The following is a 16232-nucleotide window of genomic DNA, read 5'->3' on the forward strand; positions in this document are numbered from 1 at the left end:
TGATGAAAAAATTGATTTTGTTCGGCACCAGCGGCTGTCATCTTTGCTCAATAGCTGAGAATGTTGTTGCTCAGGCGTCCGATAAGTGCGCGATGGCCATAGGGCTAATTGAAAAGGATATAGCCGATTCAGATGCGTTGGTAACGTTATACGGTACGCGAATTCCGGTATTGCGCGTTGAAGATTGCGGCCGTGAACTAGGCTGGCCTTTTACCGAAGAAGACGTTATTGCATTGATTAATAGCTAGATAACGTAGTTGTTAAGAAGGGTGGCTTGAGTTTCTTCAATTGGTGCCTAAAAGACCAATGTTTCGAGAGCGCCTGTTACCCAGACAAGACTTTCGGTATAGAAATGACTGAGTGCGGATTCGTCTACGCCTCGAGCCTCGAGCATATCCCAGTCGATATTATCCCAGTCAGCTTTTTCATATTGCTTTACTGTTTTCAATACTTCTCCCTCTAGCCCTTGGTGGTGCAGTAAGGCATTACTCAGTGTGTCGCTGATCGAAATCTTACTTAGTAAGATATCGAGCGGCTCGTCCATGAACGCATCAATAGTAGAGAGTAACCCGACGGTGAAGTAGGTGTCGCTGCGTCTTGTGCCGCTCACCGCCTCACCTAGAGTTTGACAAAAACGTGCTCTAACCATCGTCGTGACACTCAGTTCGCGCGGCTTGCCGTCAATACTCGCCATCGATAGCAACGTAATCCAGCTTCGAACTTGAATCAAACCAAGCAAAGTAATCGCTTGACGAAGCGATTCGATGCTGCACACGAAGTGAAATGCTGCGGAGTTAATGAGTTTTAGTAACTTATAACTCAATACAGGGTCTTGTGAAATTATTTGTTCTATTTGGTCTATTTCTGATTTTGGGTCATTCAGTTGAGCTAGTAATTGGATGATAGTTTGACGACTTTCTGCATATTTGGCGCCGAGCATGATTTGTGGTCGGGAAAGAAAATAGCCTTGAAAGAGTTCAAAGCCCATCTTTTTACACTGCTCAAGCATGTCATACGTTTCAATTTTTTCCGCGAGCAGTATGACGCCCAGGGGTTTTAAATGATTAACGTGATGCTCCAATTCTTTAGGCGATAATGCTAAGACATCAAGCTTAATTATGTCGGCATACTCCAGCATCTTGAAGCTACAGGAATTTAAGGTGAAATCATCAAGCGCGATGGTATAGCCCTGTGCGCGAAGTTGGCCTAGTGCTGCTAGCATTTTACTATCAACGAGTTGATCTTCTAAAACTTCAATAACCAATTGCGTTCGGCTAAAGGGTGGGGAGGTAAGAAGTAGATTCCGAGTAAAGTTAATAAAAGCCTTATGTTCCCCGACGACTTCACCAATGCTTAAATCAGTAAAGGTTCTTAGTAAAACCTGTGAGCTAGCTTGATCGCCGTCAATAACATTGGCCCTGTTTTCATGGCTGTCGCGGCACAGTAACTCATAGGCATAAACCTCCATATTCCTATCGAATATTGGTTGGCGGGCTAGAAGGGGTTGATTTTTGTCCATGGGCTAAATTGAATCTGAGGTATCTCACTACAGGGGAAGATAAGGACAAGTGTAGCTCTAGTTATTGCGGTGTGCGGCCGATAACCCGTAATAATTGGTCTAAGCTGAAACTCAGTGATCGTTGGGATTATCCTATGTCGAAATTGTTGCAAAGTGTTGATGCTCGAACGCAGCTGGTAGGGGAGAATAGGCTTGAATTGCTGTTGTTCCGGCTGGCTGGTCAGCAAATGTATGCCCTGAACGTATTCAAGATTCAGGAGGTGGTGCAGGTACCGCCGATCACTATGATGCCGCATCGCCACAGTGTTGTGAAAGGCGTGACCCATTTACGCGATCAAACGATCTCGGTAATTGATCTGAGTGCGGCTATTGGCCTAAGACCACTTGCTGATATAACAAATAGCAATATGATCGTGACTGAGTACAATCGCAGTATTCAAGGTTTCCTGGTTAAATCTGTCGATCGGATAGTCAACTTAAACTGGGAGGTCATTCTCCCACCGCCTTCGGGCTCTGGGCGGTCACACTTTCTAACAGCGATTACGCATATTGACAATAAAATCGTAGAAATCTTAGATGTAGAAAGGGTGTTGGCTGAAATTATTCCCTATGATACTCGAGTCTCCAGTGACGTGTTAGATCGCCAATTGGCTAGCCAAGCCAAGGCCAAGCACATGAAAATTTTGATGGCCGATGACTCCTCTACTGCAATGAGTCAAGTGAAAGAAACCCTCAAGCATTTAGGTGTGGAAGTCATTGGTGTGCAGGATGGTTTGCAGGCGTTAAGGCTGTTAGAGCGCTGGGTTAGCGAAGGCGTGGATATTTACACGCATATTTTTATGTTGATTACCGACGCAGAAATGCCAGAAATGGATGGTTATCGATTGACACATGAGATTCGAAAAAACCCCGCATTAAAAAATCTTTATGTTGTTCTTCATACCTCCTTAAGTGGTAATTTCAATAAGGCTATGGTGGAAAAGGTGGGCTGTAATGACTTCCTGTCTAAATTCCAGCCCGACAGTCTCGCGAGTCTTGTGCAGGAGCGCTTGAGGGTGGCCCTGGCTTAACTAATAGGCGGCCGCCCCGTTCGTGACAGCGCCACCTTGGCCGGCTTGCTGTTTGTTGTTTTGATTTTGCGTTGGCGTCGGGCTGGGGACATACCAAGTGTCCTTTAACGATTCGATATCACTACCGTTGCGATAAGCGTAAATTACTGAAAACACCATAACATTTTGCACATAGCCGCGGGTTTCTTTGAATGGGATTGTTTCAATCCAGACATCCAGCGGCAGTTGGTCACGGCCCTTGCTTAACCATTGGGCAACTCTGTGTGGGCCAGCGTTATAAGCGGCTGCCGCAAAGGCCTGGTTACCATTAAATCGTCCTAGCATTTCATTTAGGTAGCGGCTGCCAAGTGCCACATTCGTTTCTGGTGAAAGGAGTTCATGTTTTTTGTAGCTAATGCCCGCTTTTTTTGCGGTTTGTTTTGCGGTTGCGGGCATAAGTTGCATCAGTCCAAGTGCGCCTACAGGCGATTTTGCGTCCGGTGAAAAAGCACTTTCTTGGCGCGCGATAGCAAAGAGCAAATTGGCATCCATGGCCTGATTTTTCGCCTCTGTTTTGACCACTGATTCAAAGGCCAATGGAAAGCGAATGGTGAGATCGTCCCAAGATTGGGCGTCAATCATGGCTTGAATGCCGCCGCGGTACCAACCCCAATTGGCGGCTAGAGCACCGGCAGCTTGTAGTTGCTGAGGATTAAATTGGCGAGAGGCAAAACGCCACTCTTGCCGCGCAAGATTAATTTGCCCAAGTTCAAATAGCTCTTTGGCTCGTAAAATAGAGGCCGAATTGGCGACATAATGTTGATCGTTGAGCGTAACCTTCGATGGTTGATCTTCGAGTTCAAAGGGCAGGCCTAATCTATCTGCCGCTAAAAAGCCGTAAAAACTGCGCTCTTTTGCCAAGGCTTTGTAACTGCTGGCAATATCAGGGTAAGGCGGCAGTGAGTGGCCTTGAATCTCGGCAATTCTGGTTGACCAATATTGCCATCTAGGAGTATTGCGCTCCTCCGCTGGCAGCCGTCCAATCCATTTATCGGCAAGCTCCCACTCTAGATTTGCTAGTGCGTCGCGCGCTAGGCCACTGATCATGTCGACGTTTGAATAATTACTCATGCTTTGCACAAGCGTGGTTACCTTATCTGTCAGCCCCTGCCGGGATAAGTTAACAATGAGTAATTCCTGCGTTTCCATTCTTTTTTGGTCAGCAAACAAATGCTGGGCGTCATACTTTTCCCAGAGCTTCAGTGCTTTGCCCGCATCCTTCCAGGCTAACCGTTGAATACCATGTAGGATGATGAATTGCATTTCTGGCGACTGCACTGCGAAGCGGCGAGCTTGATCCATGTGCTCAGGGTAGCGGTCGATTTCTACTAACAGGTCGAGTTCCGACTTTATTTCTGCCGGGGCGTATTTTGCCAAGTAGCGGGTGAGTCTTCGATTTTTAGCATCTATCGCCTGGGTCGCTCGAGACCAGGTAAGTTGCGCAGTTTGGTGGCCCGCGTTTTGCCAAAGTTTAAAAAGGCTGTCGCAGGCTTTGGGTTGAGAGTGGCCAACATTCCAGAGGTTTGAAACGTCGTTATGGGCGGTTTCATCGCCCGTGAGCAAGCGTGCCTTGAGGTTGTAACAGGCTAAATCCGTATCGCCTAAGTCGGCTCGATAATAGCTTTGGTAGTCGTGCCAATGATGTTTGCGCTCAAGGGTCAGTAGCCAGTCCCTTAACAGCCTATTGCCCAAGTAGCTATTTGGGTTGGCGTCTAAAAACTCATCTACCTCTCTATAGGGCAGGGCGCTCAATTTGCGAGAGAGAATTCGATAGTCAATATATGGCTCTAACGGATAGCCTTTAAGCGAGGTCTTTAGCTCAATAAATTGTCGGCTGCTGGTGTTAGGTAATAACTTTTGAGCTTCCAGGTAAGCCGCTCTCTGGGTAACAAATTTTATGTTCTGTGAGGCAAAAATCCCAAGCATTGGCGCCGTTGCGTTAGCTGGCAACGCTTGCGTTTCGATTAAATTATTTGGCGCTTGATCAACCTTGGTGTTGGCCAAGGGCGATTGGTCTGCTGCGTAGACTTGGGCGCAGGTGAACAGCGCCGATACTGTGAGAAGGGTGGTGCAAAACACCGGTTCAACCCTAATGCTTGCAGCCGAATAGATATGCCGAATTACCCAGTTGCATGCGTTTGACGTCGCTTGCGCGAGAAGGACCATAATTACCTCAAATTGGTCGAACGGCTGACAGACTCTGCGTTCCGTAAATGTCCCGCAGTGATTATTAACACATAGTTATAACATGGGATTACCTAATTCCATAGTATAGCTATCTAAAATGTCTGTGCTGGGTGCAAGCCTTTGTATGTATGCGTATTATGCGCCCATCTTTAATTGCTGTTGATGATGTTCATATGCCCCTAATTCGCTTTGACAATGCCTCCCTTCACTTTGGTCTGCAAGTGATCCTAGATCGCGTCCAGTTGCTTGTAGAGCCCGGCCAGCGTATGTGTTTGATTGGCCACAATGGTGCCGGTAAATCGACCTTGATGAAAATAATCGGTGGCGAAGTTCAGCTTGATGGCGGTGAAATTTGGCGCCAGCCAGGGCTGCGGCTGGCACGATTAGAGCAAGATCTGCCAGAACCAGATGCCTTAACGGTGTTTGAGGTGGTATCTAAGGCCTTTGATCACGTGGGCGACCTCATCGCTGAGTACCATAAATTAGCGGTAGATCCTGAGCCTGATATGCGCCGGCTTGGCCAGCTGCAAGGGCAAATTGAAGCGGAGGATGGTTGGGCGATTGAGCAAAAGGTCGAGTCTATATTGACCCGTTTACAGCTGCCCCGAGAGGCAACGATGTCATCTTTATCGGGCGGTTGGCGCCGGCGCGTCGCGCTGGCTAAGGCGTTGGTTATCGAGCCCGACTTACTCATGCTAGATGAACCCACCAACCATTTAGATATAGAGGCTATCGAGTGGTTGGAGCAGCAGATTTTAGCGTTTAAAGGAGCCGTGGTTTTTGTTACCCACGATCGTGCATTACTGCAAAAACTAGCCACACACATTGTAGAGTTAGATCGCGGCCATCTGCGCTGTTGGACCGGAGATTATAAGAGCTTTTTGGTGTTTCGCGAACAGCAGTTAGCTGAAGAGGAGCGCCATAACGCCTTGTTTGACAAGCGATTGGCGGAGGAGGAGGTGTGGATTCGCCAGGGCATTAAAGCGCGTAGAACCCGAAACGAAGGCCGTGTCCGTGCATTAAAAGCCTTGCGGGTGGAGCGCGCCCAGCGTCGTGAGCGGCACGGACAGGCCTCATTTGAGGTGCAGCAAGGAGAGAATAGCGGCAAACTGGTCGCAGAATTAAAAAATATTAGCCAGAGCTTTGCCGGCCGGCCGGTGATCAGCCAGTTTTCAACCACGATTGTGCGCGGTGATCGCATCGGTTTTCTAGGCCCAAATGGTGCTGGTAAAAGCACGCTACTTAAAATTATTTTAGGCCAGCTGAATCCTGAGCAGGGCAGTGTTCGATTGGGCACGAATATCAGTGTTGCCTACTTCGATCAACTTAGGGATCAATTAGATCTAGAGAAAAACGTGGTCGATAATATTGCCGAGGGCCGTGAGTTTATCGACGTAAATGGTCGTCAAAAGCATATTATTTCTTATCTTTCGGACTTTTTGTTTACCGGTGAGCGGGCGCGAACACCCTTGAAAGCCCTGTCTGGCGGGGAGCGTAATCGTGTTTTATTGGCGCGGCTATTCAGTAAGCCGGCAAACTTGTTAGTGCTCGATGAACCGACCAACGATCTTGATGTTGAAACCCTAGAGCTACTAGAAGATTTATTATCGGCCTACGAGGGAACCATGTTGTTAGTTAGTCACGACAGATCTTTCTTGGATAACGTGGTAACTAGCTGTTTTGCGTTTGAAGGTAATGGTGTCGTCAACGAATACGTTGGTGGCTATGAGGATTGGCAGCGACAGGGTGGTGATTGGCACAAGTATAAATCCGTTGTACCTTTAGTTGCGTCAAAAGCGGAGTCCGCGAAGCAGAGTACAGACTCGGCATTCGATACAAGTTCAAAGTCGAAAAAGTTAAGTTATAAATTGCAGCGCGAACTGGAGCAGTTGCCACAGCTTATCGAAAAACTTGAATTCAACATCAGTAAGTTACAAGCTCAGGTTGCCGAGGCTAAATTTTTTGAACAGGAGCGCTCTGTAACAGATCTTGTGTTGGCCGAGCTGGCCAACCAAGAAGCCGAGTTAGAACGTGCATTTGAACGTTGGTCAGAGCTGGATTCGCTTTAGTCGTAGGTATTATTGTTCTTTGACGCGCACAGCTAATACGTCGCAGTGCGCGCCATGCAATACGCCATTGGCGGTTGAGCCCAATATGAGCGCGAAACCTCGGCGGCCGTGGCTACCGACAATGATCAGCTCCGCGTTGTGTTCTGTCGCCAGTTGATGCAATTCAGCTGCAGGCTGGCCAATCAAAAGATGGCATTGTGTTTGGGCTATATCAAACTGCTTGGCAAGCTTATGTAATTGGGTTTTTGCTTGAGCTTGTAGTTGTTGTTGAACTTCCGTTAAATCCATTGGGATGTCCCCGCCGTAGGCGAAGGCAAGGGGTTCTATAATGTGGGCAAGCAGTAGTTTAGCGTTATGATTTTTCGCTATTTGAACCGCGCGCTGAATGACCTGGTGCGATTCCGGCGACAAATCTACCCCTACGATAATGTGTTGATAGCTATTCATGGTAAGCGCTCCTGTTGACGAGGTTATCTATTTAGTCTAGCGCGCGAGCGGGAGCCTTTAAAGCCCCAATTGTTGAGTACAGTGGTTTGTGTATGGGTATTTGATGGGATCTATAAATGGGTAATTGGACTAGTTGGCTTATCATTATCGCCGTTGTTGCCTTGGCCGTTGGCCCAGTGATGATGTTTCAGCCCAGTGCCGGTCAAAAAAAGCTGGCGCGTATGAGGGCTTTCGCTAATCGACAAGGTGTCAGGGTAGCGCTAGCCTCAATGGCGATACCTGAGTTATTGGGCAGCGCTTGCTATTCGTTACCTTGGGTGGATCGTTCGTTACAAGGTTTAGGTTGGCAGCTCATTCGAAAATCCTACCCTCATGAAATACATCTGAATGATTTTTGGTCGTGGCAATCCGAGGAGGCTACTGCGTCAGTCAAGCAGGTGTTACATCAACAGTTGCCGCTGCTGCCCGATAGCGTTGTATCTGTGATCGCGAGTCCGGGCGGGCTTGGTGTGTATTGGCGCGAGAGCGGCTCTGATAAAGAGTTAGAGTTTTTGTTGGTGTGGTTGCAGGAAACTCAGCGTCTGCTTAAGTCTGCCAGCTAGTTTTTTTAAAACTCATCGAGCAGCTGGTGTTCGCTGTCTTGTTGCGAATCGGGGTTTAAAAACGTTTCAGGCATGAGTGATGGGCTGATAGATTTTCGCTTGCCGTCCAGCAGCTCAGCTACTTCTTTAATCATTTGGTGCCGACGTGGATCTGAGTGAGTTGATTGAATCAGCATCTGTCGAGCCTTTTTGTAAAACGCTTGCGCAGATAGAGGGTTGGATTTGTTTGCTGCTTTATGTCCCTGGCCAATCATTGATATGACATCGACCATTAGGTGCTGGTAGCTGAGTTCTTTGATATAGATTTGCATTTCTTCCATCGATATTTTTGCATGCGCTTGACGATGTCGAATCACCTTTGCCGCCTCTGTCAGGTGCTTTTGTGCCAAGGCTATTTTTGCATCACTTTCCAATAATCGCTTGGGTGGATTTGCCAGTGGTTCCGATAGGGAGGCGGTGCGTTGTTCTGCGTTTTTGAGTCCGGCTTCAAGATAAGTTTGACTTGAGTCCAGTTGAATCATCGCGCGATACATGTCGGTGATCTCATCATTAATTTGTATGAGAATATCCTGATTTTCTTGCAGGTTGACCAGATGGATCAGTAAGGATTCCAGCTCGTCGACGCGAAGCTTTAACTTATGCATCCTGATGCGCCGAGATCGCTGGCGCTCCTCCCGCTGATTGGCGATGCTGACCACCAAGAGCGACAGCACGGCGATAGAGCAAAAAATAATCAAGCTGGTCAATTCTGACTCCGCGCGGTAAAAAAACCGAAAAAACTCAAAACTAAATTTAGTGCACCCAGCGGGTTATCGGCCAGTGAAATCTGAACTTTATAAAAAAGTATATTTAGTTCAGTAAAATCAATGGCTTGTGAGTGAATGCTCGTTACTGGAAATTACTGATTGGGCGGGGTGTCAGGCGAGAAAACCACCTTCTTCAGCTAGGTGTGCTAAAAACTAATGACTTGACCCACTCGCTGTGAGGTTTTATATATGCGCACCCTGAGCCCCGAATGGGCATCTGGCTGCGTATTATTCGCAATAGTCTATATATAGAAACAACACCTAACCCTTAGAGACCTTATATGGCCAAATCACTAGTTATTGTCGAGTCACCCGCAAAGGCAAAGACCATCAATAAATACTTGGGCAGTGATTTCGTTGTCAAATCGAGTGTTGGCCACATTCGCGACCTTCCCACTAGCGGTAGCGCTAAGGGTGCGGTTGACCCTAAGGAGCGCGCTCGGCAGGCCGCTATTACGCGCAAACTGTCGCCTAAGGATAAAATAGCCCATAAAGAAGCCAAGTCTCGCGAGCAGCTGATCAATCGCATGGGGATTGACCCAGAGAACAATTGGGCCGCGCATTATGAAATTTTGCCAGGCAAGGAAAAAGTTGTCAGTGAGTTAAAGCAGTTGGCCGCAAAAGCCGATGTCATCTACCTCGCAACGGATTTGGATAGAGAGGGGGAGGCCATTGCATGGCATTTACGCGAAGCTATTGGTGGCGACGACAGTCGCTATAAGCGCGTGGTGTTTAATGAGATTACAAAGTCTGCTATTCAAGATGCCTTTTCTCAGCCGGGTGAACTAGATCTCGATCGTGTTAACGCCCAGCAGGCGCGCCGGTTTCTGGATAGGGTTGTGGGTTACATGGTCTCCCCGCTGCTGTGGGAAAAAGTAGCGCGCGGTTTATCCGCTGGCCGGGTGCAGTCCGTTGCCGTGCGCTTGTTGGTCGAGAGAGAACAGGAAATTCGTGCCTTCGTACCGGAAGAGTACTGGGACTTGTTTGCTAACTTATTCACCAAAGAGCAAGCAAAGTTACGGTTTGAAGTAAAAAAATTCAATGACCAAGCGTTTAAGCCGTTAACAGAAGCGGATGCTCTCGTTGCGGTTAAGGCACTTGAGGGGGCAACCTATACGGTTGCCGAACGCGAAGACAAGCCGACTAAGTCGAAACCCTCTGCACCCTTTATTACTTCTACCTTGCAACAAGCGGCGAGCACGCGATTAAGTTTTAGCGTTAAGAAGACCATGATGATGGCACAGCGTCTCTACGAGGCCGGCTACATTACCTACATGCGTACCGATTCGACTAACTTGTCTGGCGAAGCCGTAGCACATTGCCGCGATTATATATTGGATAATTTTGGCAAGCGTTATCTACCGGAATCACCGATGAGTTACGGTAGCAAGGAAGGCGCCCAAGAGGCGCATGAAGCGATTCGCCCATCTGACGTTAGTCTGATGCCCGCGCATCTAAAAGGCATGGAGCGGGACGCTGAGCGCCTTTACGGTTTGATCTGGCAGCAATTTGTCGCCTGTCAAATGACGCCGGCTGAGTTTACCTCCAGTTCGGTTGTGGTACAGGCGGCGGGTTATGAGTTGCGCACCCGAGGCCGCGTGATTCGCTTTGATGGTTTTATGAAAGTCATGCCGGTACAGGCGAAAAAAGATGAAGACGTGGTATTGCCTGATGTTTCAGTTGGCGAAGTGTTGAGTTTAGAAAAACTCGATCCCAATCAGCACTTTACTAAACCGCCTGCGCGTTATTCTGAAGCTGCGTTAGTGAAAGAGTTAGAGAAGCGCGGTATTGGTAGACCGTCAACTTATGCAGCTATCATTTCGACTATTCAAGATCGCGGTTATGCTCGTGTTGAGGCTAGGCGCTTTTTTGCCGAGAAAATGGGTGACATCGTTACCGAGCGCTTGGTTGAAAGCTTTGATGATTTGATGGCCTTTTCGTTTACCGCTGAGATGGAGCAGTCGCTTGATAAAGTGGCGTTGGGCGAAAGGGGTTGGCAAGATGTTTTAAATGAGTTCTACCAGAACTTTTCTAAAAAATTGGAAGCCGCTAAGAGCAAAGATGGCGGTATGCGCGCCAACGACCCAACGGATACGGATATCGCTTGTTCTAACTGTGGCCGACCTATGCAGATTCGCACGGGCTCGACAGGCGTTTTCCTTGGTTGCTCTGGTTACGGGTTACCGCCCAAAGAGCGCTGTAAAAACACCATGAACTTGGTCTCTGGCGATGAGGCTATCAGCGCCGATGACGAAGAGGCTGAAACTCGCATACTGCGGAAAAAACGCCGCTGCAAATTATGTAAAGCTGCCATGGATAGCTACTTATTGGATGAAACCCGTAAGTTGCATATTTGCGGAAATAATCCAGATTGCTCTGGGTTCGAAGTAGAGCAGGGCACTTTTAAAATCAAGGGCTACGATGGCCCAGTGTTGGAGTGCGATAAATGCGGCAGTGAAATGCAGCTGAAAACTGGGCGTTTTGGTAAGTATTTTGGCTGCACCAGTGATAGCTGTAAGAACACCCGAAAATTATTGAAAAACGGTGAGGCGGCGCCACCAAAGATGGATCCGGTGCCGATGCCCGAGTTGACCTGTCAGAAGGTGGATGACCATTATATTTTGCGCGACGGTGCCGCAGGCTTATTTTTGGCTGCGAGTCAATTTCCCAAAAACCGTGAAACTCGCGCGCCCTTACTGTCCGAGTTAATGCCTCATAAGTCTGAAATTGATCCCAAGTACACCTTTTTGTTTTCTGCTCCTCTCGAGGATGAAGATGGCAACCCTACTATTGTGCGGTTTAACCGAAAGGAAAAAGTCCACTATGTGCAGACAGAAGTCGAGGGTAAAGCGTCCGGTTGGAAGGCTGTCTATGAAGGCGGTAAATGGCAGATAGATGCGGCTAAAAAGCCAAAGGCAAAAAAAGCTGCTATTAAGAAACCGGCTAAGAAAAAGTCTTCTTAATGAGTCATTGTCAGAATGTGGTTAATCAGCAATTGGCTTGGTGCTCCACACTGTTGGAGCGCTTTGCAGCTGAATCAGCTCCTTGGCTAAAAGAGGCGCTATTGCAATCATTGACTTGGCATCTTCAGATTGCCTATAGCGCTTTCCTACAAGAGCTTGCTGAGAGTCAACGCTTAAGCTGCGAGCGCTCAAGCTCGATAATGACAGTCATTAGCGCTATTCCGAGTGGGCGGGGTTGTCCCGCTGAGTTTGACGAGCTAAAAAGCCTGGAGTTGGGTGAGTCATGGCTTTCTGTGTTACTTGCCCGTGCCACCAATCCAGCAGCAGTTACGATTAACCCTAGCGCTCAACAGCCTTGTAACGTGATTGCAGTGTCAACTACAGGCTCATGGAGCTTAGCTGAAGCACAGCAAGCATTATTGGCGTTAACGCAATTGATCGAGCGAAATCGCGCCCTTGGTCAAGAGTGCTAAGTGGCGAGAAGTCAAATTCAAATGCTGGTAGAATGGCAATTCAAGCAGTTTTGGGAGTTGTTATGTCCTCAGATTTATATGAAATCATCGAATTATCGACAGGTGAAATCGCGCTGCGTCGTGCAAGTGAGGATGGCGAACCTTTGGTGGTGATTAAATTCTCTGAGGAATCTATACATTTTCTCAAAGAAGGTAAGTATGAGGTTGCGAAGGCCATGATTGAAGCCGGTATGGAGGCTGCAGGCGAGCTGTCTGTGGAATCTTTAGAAACAGACGTTAAATCAATGGATGCATCAGGCGCAGAGCAAAAAACTATCCACTAGTAAACAGTGTCCTTTGGGTAGGGTTTCTTACTCTTCTAGTGCCTGAGTTATTGTTCGCCTTGGCCGCCTCTTAAGTGTCTAGCGGCTTCTGACCAGTACAACACGACAATCTCCTTCATCCGCAGCTTGCTCTAATTCTCGAATCACCGTTGGCGTTTGTACGCCTAGCTCCGCGATAACCGTGTGGCTGGTGCCATTGGCGACCGCTTCCCAGGTCATCCAGAGTGCGTCGTTAATGTGCTGGGCCTGAATAACTCTAACTGTGTTAACGTTAACCCTCTGTTCTTTAAGCCAGCGCTGGGACACGGCTTTATCGCTTACAATAGTAACCCAGCGATCTTTGTGTTGATTACTTAAGTATTGCAGCATGGGCAGTAGCAACGTGTGCTGTTCGGCGTTGGGTACCACGAGCTCGGTTAAACGTGTATTTTTTGCGCGCTCGGTTTCCGCTGGCTGGCGGGGAGTAGGGGCATGAAGCGTCTGTGCAGCGATACTCATGAGTGCTTACCCCTTCTCAAGACGCCGACACTTAGCCCTTCAATGGCAAATGCTTGCGATTTCAAATCTACTTCAATTACATCAAATTCTTCATTTTCAGGGTGTAGTTTTATTGATGAGCTGCCACGGCGGTGCTCAAAGCGTTTGACGGTAACGTCTTCATCGATACGTGCAACCACAACATCGCCCGTTCTAGCTTCGGTAGTGCGGTGTACTGCCAAAAGGTCGCCATCTAAAATACCGATATTCTTCATGCTCATACCGTGTACGCGCAGCAGATAATCAGCACTTGGGCTAAAGAATGTGGCCGGAATTTCGCAATATTCCTCGATGTTTTCTTCCGCCAATATAGGATTGCCAGCCGCCACTCGGCCAATCAAAGGAATCCCGGTTTCTGACTCCGGCAGGCGAATGCCTCTAGACGCGCCTGCAACCATCTCAATAGCACCTTTACGCGCTAAGGCTTTTAGGTGTTCCTCAGCAGCATTTGCAGACTTAAAGCCAAGCTCCTGAGCGATTTCAGCGCGAGTCGGCGGGTAGCCGGTTTCGTCGATGGCGCGTTTCACTAGCTCAAGCACTTCTTGTTGTCGGGCGGTGAGTTTGATCATAGCGGTTTCCTGAGTCTGTTTTTTTATACAGTTGCTGTGATTATATACAGTGAAAATGTTTCGGCAAGTATTTAAATGGCTCAGCTATACTTAAATTGCCATTTCAATTGGTAATTTGTTGAAATATAAGGAGTTTCTATGCTTGACGCAAAAATGCCTGAGGCGTGGCGGGTGCTGCGCATTCAGTCTGAGCTGGTAGATGGAATCGAGCAGTTAATAAAGGTTAGGGGTGCCGTTACCGTTTTCGGTAGCGCGCGAACGCCACCCGAGCACCCCTACTATAAAGCAGCCGAAACACTCGGTCGGTTGTTCGCCGAGAGCGGCATACCGGTCATTACCGGTGGCGGCCCTGGTATTATGGAGGCATCTAATAAGGGCGCTAAACTGGCGGGTGGGGATTCCGTTGGTTTGAATATTACCTTGCCAATGGAGCAAGACCCCAACCCCTATCAAACGATAAGCCTGACCTTTCGCTACTTTTTCGTGCGCAAGTTTATGTTCGTAAAGCACGCCATCGGTTTTGTGATTATGCCTGGCGGGTTTGGTACTCTGGACGAGTTGTTTGAAGCGTTAACGTTAGTGCAGACCGGCAAGGTTGAACCCTTTCCCATCGTCTTGGTGAACAAGGGTTATTGGAAAGGCCTAGTGAGTTGGTTAAAAAGCACCATGTTGGCCGATGGCAATATTGATGCGATTGATATGAAGTTAATTCAGTTGGTGGACGCGCCAGAAGAGGCTGTAGATATTATTAAGGCCCATGTGGTTAAAAAGTCAGCACAATCTACCCACTAACCTTATCTGACTTAGCGCTTGCCACGGGAGTAGCCTCTGGCAATCGCAAGCTTTCCTAGGTATTTGATTTCTTGACAGTTTGTTCATGTAAACGTATGTTCGGTGGTTGAACTAGCCTTCGACGATAGAGCCCTTAACATGTCTGAAACAGATACCGTCGCCCGTATTCTTGACGCGGCAGAGGCATTATTTGCCGAGCGCGGATTCGCGGAAACCTCCCTCCGAACCATTACCAGCACTGCCGGCGTTAACCTCGCTGCGGTCAATTATCATTTCGGCTCCAAGAAAGAGTTGATTCAAGCCGTTTTCGCGCGTTTTCTGACACCTTTTTGCCAGGAATTGGAGCGCTCCTTGGTCAAGCTTATTGAGCGAAAAGGCAGTGAGTTAACCCCTGAGGATCTACTCGACTGTTTGTTCTCAACAATTTGTGATGGTTCAGAAGAGGGCAGTTATGCTGCGCAGCGCTTTATGCGTTTGCTGGGTTTAGCTTATGCGCAATCACAGGGTCATATTCGCCGTTTTATTATTGCTCGATACCATAAGTATTATCAGCACTTTACCGGGTTGTTACTCAAAGCCGCGCCGGGCATAGATCCTGTGACTTTCTACTGGCGGTTATATTTTATGCTTGGCGCGACAATTTTTACCTTGTCCAGTTTTGATTCTATTAGCGAGATTCTAAAAGAGGATTTCGGTTTGGATAGCACGCTGACTGGGACGACACAAATGATGGTTCCTGCGCTTTCGGGAATGTTTAGCGTTAAGTAATATTATTATTCATATTAAGGCAAGAGACTGATGGCACTGGGTGTAGTCATGGTAGACATTGAGGGCACGTCCCTCAATGATGAAGATAAGCAGTTGTTATCCCATCCGCAGGTCGGTGGGTTGATTCTGTTTACACGAAATTTTGAATCGCTGGCACAGCTACAGCAATTGGTCTTCGCCATACGTGAATGTAGGCCCAATGTTGTTATTGCAGTCGATCACGAAGGCGGGCGAGTGCAGCGGTTTCGCGAAGGCTTTTCCCGTATTCCCGCTATGCAGAGTTTTTTAGATGATTTTAGGCTAGATGCAGAGGCGAGCCTCGAGCAGGTTCGGCAAATTGGTTGGTTGATGGCCAGTGAGTTGTTAGCCTGTGATATTGACATCAGTTTTGCACCCGTTCTCGATGTCGATGACAATCATTGTAAGGTCATTGCTAACCGCTCGTTTTCGCCTCGTCCGCAGGAAGTGGTTACATTAGCGGGTGCATTTATTCGGGGTATGCACGAAGCTGGCATGGCGGTGACGGGCAAACACTATCCGGGGCATGGCTCAGTTACCGGTGATAGTCATTTGGTGCAGCCCGTAGACCCTCGGTCGTTAACGCAAATACAACACCACGACCTTATTCCCTTTACGCAACTGATTGATCAGTTGGATGCATTAATGCCTGCGCATATAGTCTTTCCCGATGTCGATCATTTGCCAGTGGGTTTTTCCAAAACGTGGTTACAGAAAAAGTTGCGCCAAGAATTACAATTTGACGGTGTAATTTTTAGTGATGACCTCTCTATGGCCGGCGCTGAAAGTGCGGGTGATTTCACCGCTCGTGCCGATCTGGCGTTAGCGGCAGGCTGCGATATGGTGCTGGTTTGTAATGATCGCGCCGCAGCACTAAAGGTTGTTGAACATCTTGCTGCTCAAGCTGTAGCCCCGAGCGAGCGCATTTCTCGTATGAGGATGCGCAAGCGTGTGCATTGGGACGATTTACGTCTAGATGCGCGCTGGCAGCAGGTAGTCAGTTTGTTACCAATTGAAGCAACGGTTTAATTTACAGGATTTTGTTGAGCT

General features: G+C 48.1%; 16 protein-coding genes. 10 read left to right on the plus strand and 6 right to left on the minus strand.

Annotated elements, in window-relative coordinates; genetic code table 11:
• Positions 1–2 precede the first annotated feature (2 nt).
• Complete coding sequence (locus tag ACGHTT_RS08165; protein ID WP_390594638.1) at positions 3–248, plus strand: glutaredoxin family protein; 246 nt, start codon at positions 3–5, stop codon at positions 246–248.
• A gap of 47 nt (positions 249–295) precedes the next feature.
• Here ACGHTT_RS08165 and ACGHTT_RS08170 read toward each other — a convergent pair whose 3' ends face one another.
• The gene (locus ACGHTT_RS08170; protein ID WP_390594639.1) at positions 296–1519 is read right to left on the minus strand and encodes an EAL and HDOD domain-containing protein; all 1224 of its coding nucleotides are present in this window, start codon (positions 1517–1519) and stop codon (positions 296–298) included.
• A gap of 134 nt (positions 1520–1653) precedes the next feature.
• On the opposite strand from ACGHTT_RS08170, the gene ACGHTT_RS08175 reads away from it, so the two are divergent.
• Positions 1654–2589, plus strand: a complete 936-nt coding sequence (locus tag ACGHTT_RS08175; RefSeq protein ID WP_390594640.1) for a chemotaxis protein CheV — start codon at positions 1654–1656, stop codon at positions 2587–2589.
• Here ACGHTT_RS08175 and ACGHTT_RS08180 read toward each other — a convergent pair whose 3' ends face one another.
• Complete coding sequence (locus ACGHTT_RS08180; RefSeq protein ID WP_390594641.1) at positions 2590–4794, minus strand: transglycosylase SLT domain-containing protein; 2205 nt, start codon at positions 4792–4794, stop codon at positions 2590–2592.
• Positions 4795–4988: 194 nt separating this feature from the next.
• Between ACGHTT_RS08180 and ACGHTT_RS08185 the strand changes: the two genes are divergently transcribed.
• Positions 4989–6884, plus strand: coding sequence for an ATP-binding cassette domain-containing protein (locus ACGHTT_RS08185; RefSeq protein ID WP_390595005.1), 1896 nt, complete (start codon positions 4989–4991; stop codon positions 6882–6884).
• Positions 6885–6893: 9 nt separating this feature from the next.
• On the opposite strand, the gene ACGHTT_RS08190 is transcribed toward ACGHTT_RS08185, so the two are convergent.
• Positions 6894–7331: a universal stress protein gene (locus ACGHTT_RS08190; protein WP_390594643.1), complete on the minus strand. Its 438-nt coding sequence runs from the start codon at positions 7329–7331 to the stop codon at positions 6894–6896.
• 116 nt (positions 7332–7447) lie between these two features.
• On the opposite strand from ACGHTT_RS08190, the gene ACGHTT_RS08195 reads away from it, so the two are divergent.
• Positions 7448–7933, plus strand: coding sequence for a hypothetical protein (locus ACGHTT_RS08195; RefSeq protein ID WP_390594644.1), 486 nt, complete (start codon positions 7448–7450; stop codon positions 7931–7933).
• A 5-nt stretch (positions 7934–7938) separates the two neighbouring features.
• On the opposite strand, the gene ACGHTT_RS08200 is transcribed toward ACGHTT_RS08195, so the two are convergent.
• A complete protein-coding gene (locus ACGHTT_RS08200; RefSeq protein WP_390594645.1) occupies positions 7939–8679 on the minus strand; it encodes a hypothetical protein in 741 nt (246 codons plus the stop codon).
• Positions 8680–9020: 341 nt separating this feature from the next.
• Here ACGHTT_RS08200 and topA point away from each other — a divergent pair, with 341 nt between their 5' ends.
• The 3 genes from topA to ACGHTT_RS08215 all read left to right on the plus strand — a co-directional run bounded on the left by topA (position 9021) and on the right by ACGHTT_RS08215 (position 12498).
• Complete coding sequence (gene topA / locus ACGHTT_RS08205) at positions 9021–11702, plus strand: type I DNA topoisomerase (RefSeq protein WP_390594646.1); 2682 nt, start codon at positions 9021–9023, stop codon at positions 11700–11702.
• Positions 11702–12175, plus strand: a complete 474-nt coding sequence (locus ACGHTT_RS08210; protein WP_390594647.1) for a DUF6586 family protein — start codon at positions 11702–11704, stop codon at positions 12173–12175. The genes topA and ACGHTT_RS08210 overlap by 1 nt, the downstream gene beginning before the upstream one ends.
• Positions 12176–12237: 62 nt before the next feature.
• On the plus strand, positions 12238–12498 hold the full coding sequence (locus ACGHTT_RS08215) for a hypothetical protein (RefSeq protein WP_390594648.1): 261 nt from the start codon (positions 12238–12240) through the stop codon (positions 12496–12498).
• A gap of 78 nt (positions 12499–12576) precedes the next feature.
• Here the strand turns inward: ACGHTT_RS08215 and ACGHTT_RS08220 are convergent, their stop codons facing one another.
• Positions 12577–12996 (minus strand): hypothetical protein, encoded by a 420-nt coding sequence (locus ACGHTT_RS08220; protein WP_390594649.1) that lies wholly within the window; start codon positions 12994–12996, stop codon positions 12577–12579.
• Positions 12993–13604, minus strand: a complete 612-nt coding sequence (gene lexA, locus ACGHTT_RS08225) for a transcriptional repressor LexA (protein ID WP_390594650.1) — start codon at positions 13602–13604, stop codon at positions 12993–12995. Before lexA ends, ACGHTT_RS08220 begins: the two co-directional genes overlap by 4 nt.
• A 138-nt stretch (positions 13605–13742) precedes the next feature.
• Between lexA and ACGHTT_RS08230 the strand changes: the two genes are divergently transcribed.
• The 3 genes from ACGHTT_RS08230 (at position 13743) to nagZ (ending at position 16211) form a co-directional block, all read left to right on the plus strand.
• Complete coding sequence (locus tag ACGHTT_RS08230; protein ID WP_390594651.1) at positions 13743–14396, plus strand: TIGR00730 family Rossman fold protein; 654 nt, start codon at positions 13743–13745, stop codon at positions 14394–14396.
• A 138-nt stretch (positions 14397–14534) separates the two neighbouring features.
• Positions 14535–15164, plus strand: coding sequence for a TetR/AcrR family transcriptional regulator (locus tag ACGHTT_RS08235; protein WP_390594653.1), 630 nt, complete (start codon positions 14535–14537; stop codon positions 15162–15164).
• 30 nt (positions 15165–15194) lie between these two features.
• A complete protein-coding gene (nagZ, locus tag ACGHTT_RS08240) occupies positions 15195–16211 on the plus strand; it encodes a beta-N-acetylhexosaminidase (RefSeq protein WP_390594654.1) in 1017 nt (338 codons plus the stop codon).
• Positions 16212–16232 lie beyond the last annotated feature (21 nt).

This window comes from Simiduia litorea (assembly GCF_042853465.1).
In the GTDB taxonomy this organism is placed as follows: Bacteria; Pseudomonadota; Gammaproteobacteria; order Pseudomonadales; family Cellvibrionaceae; genus Simiduia; species Simiduia litorea.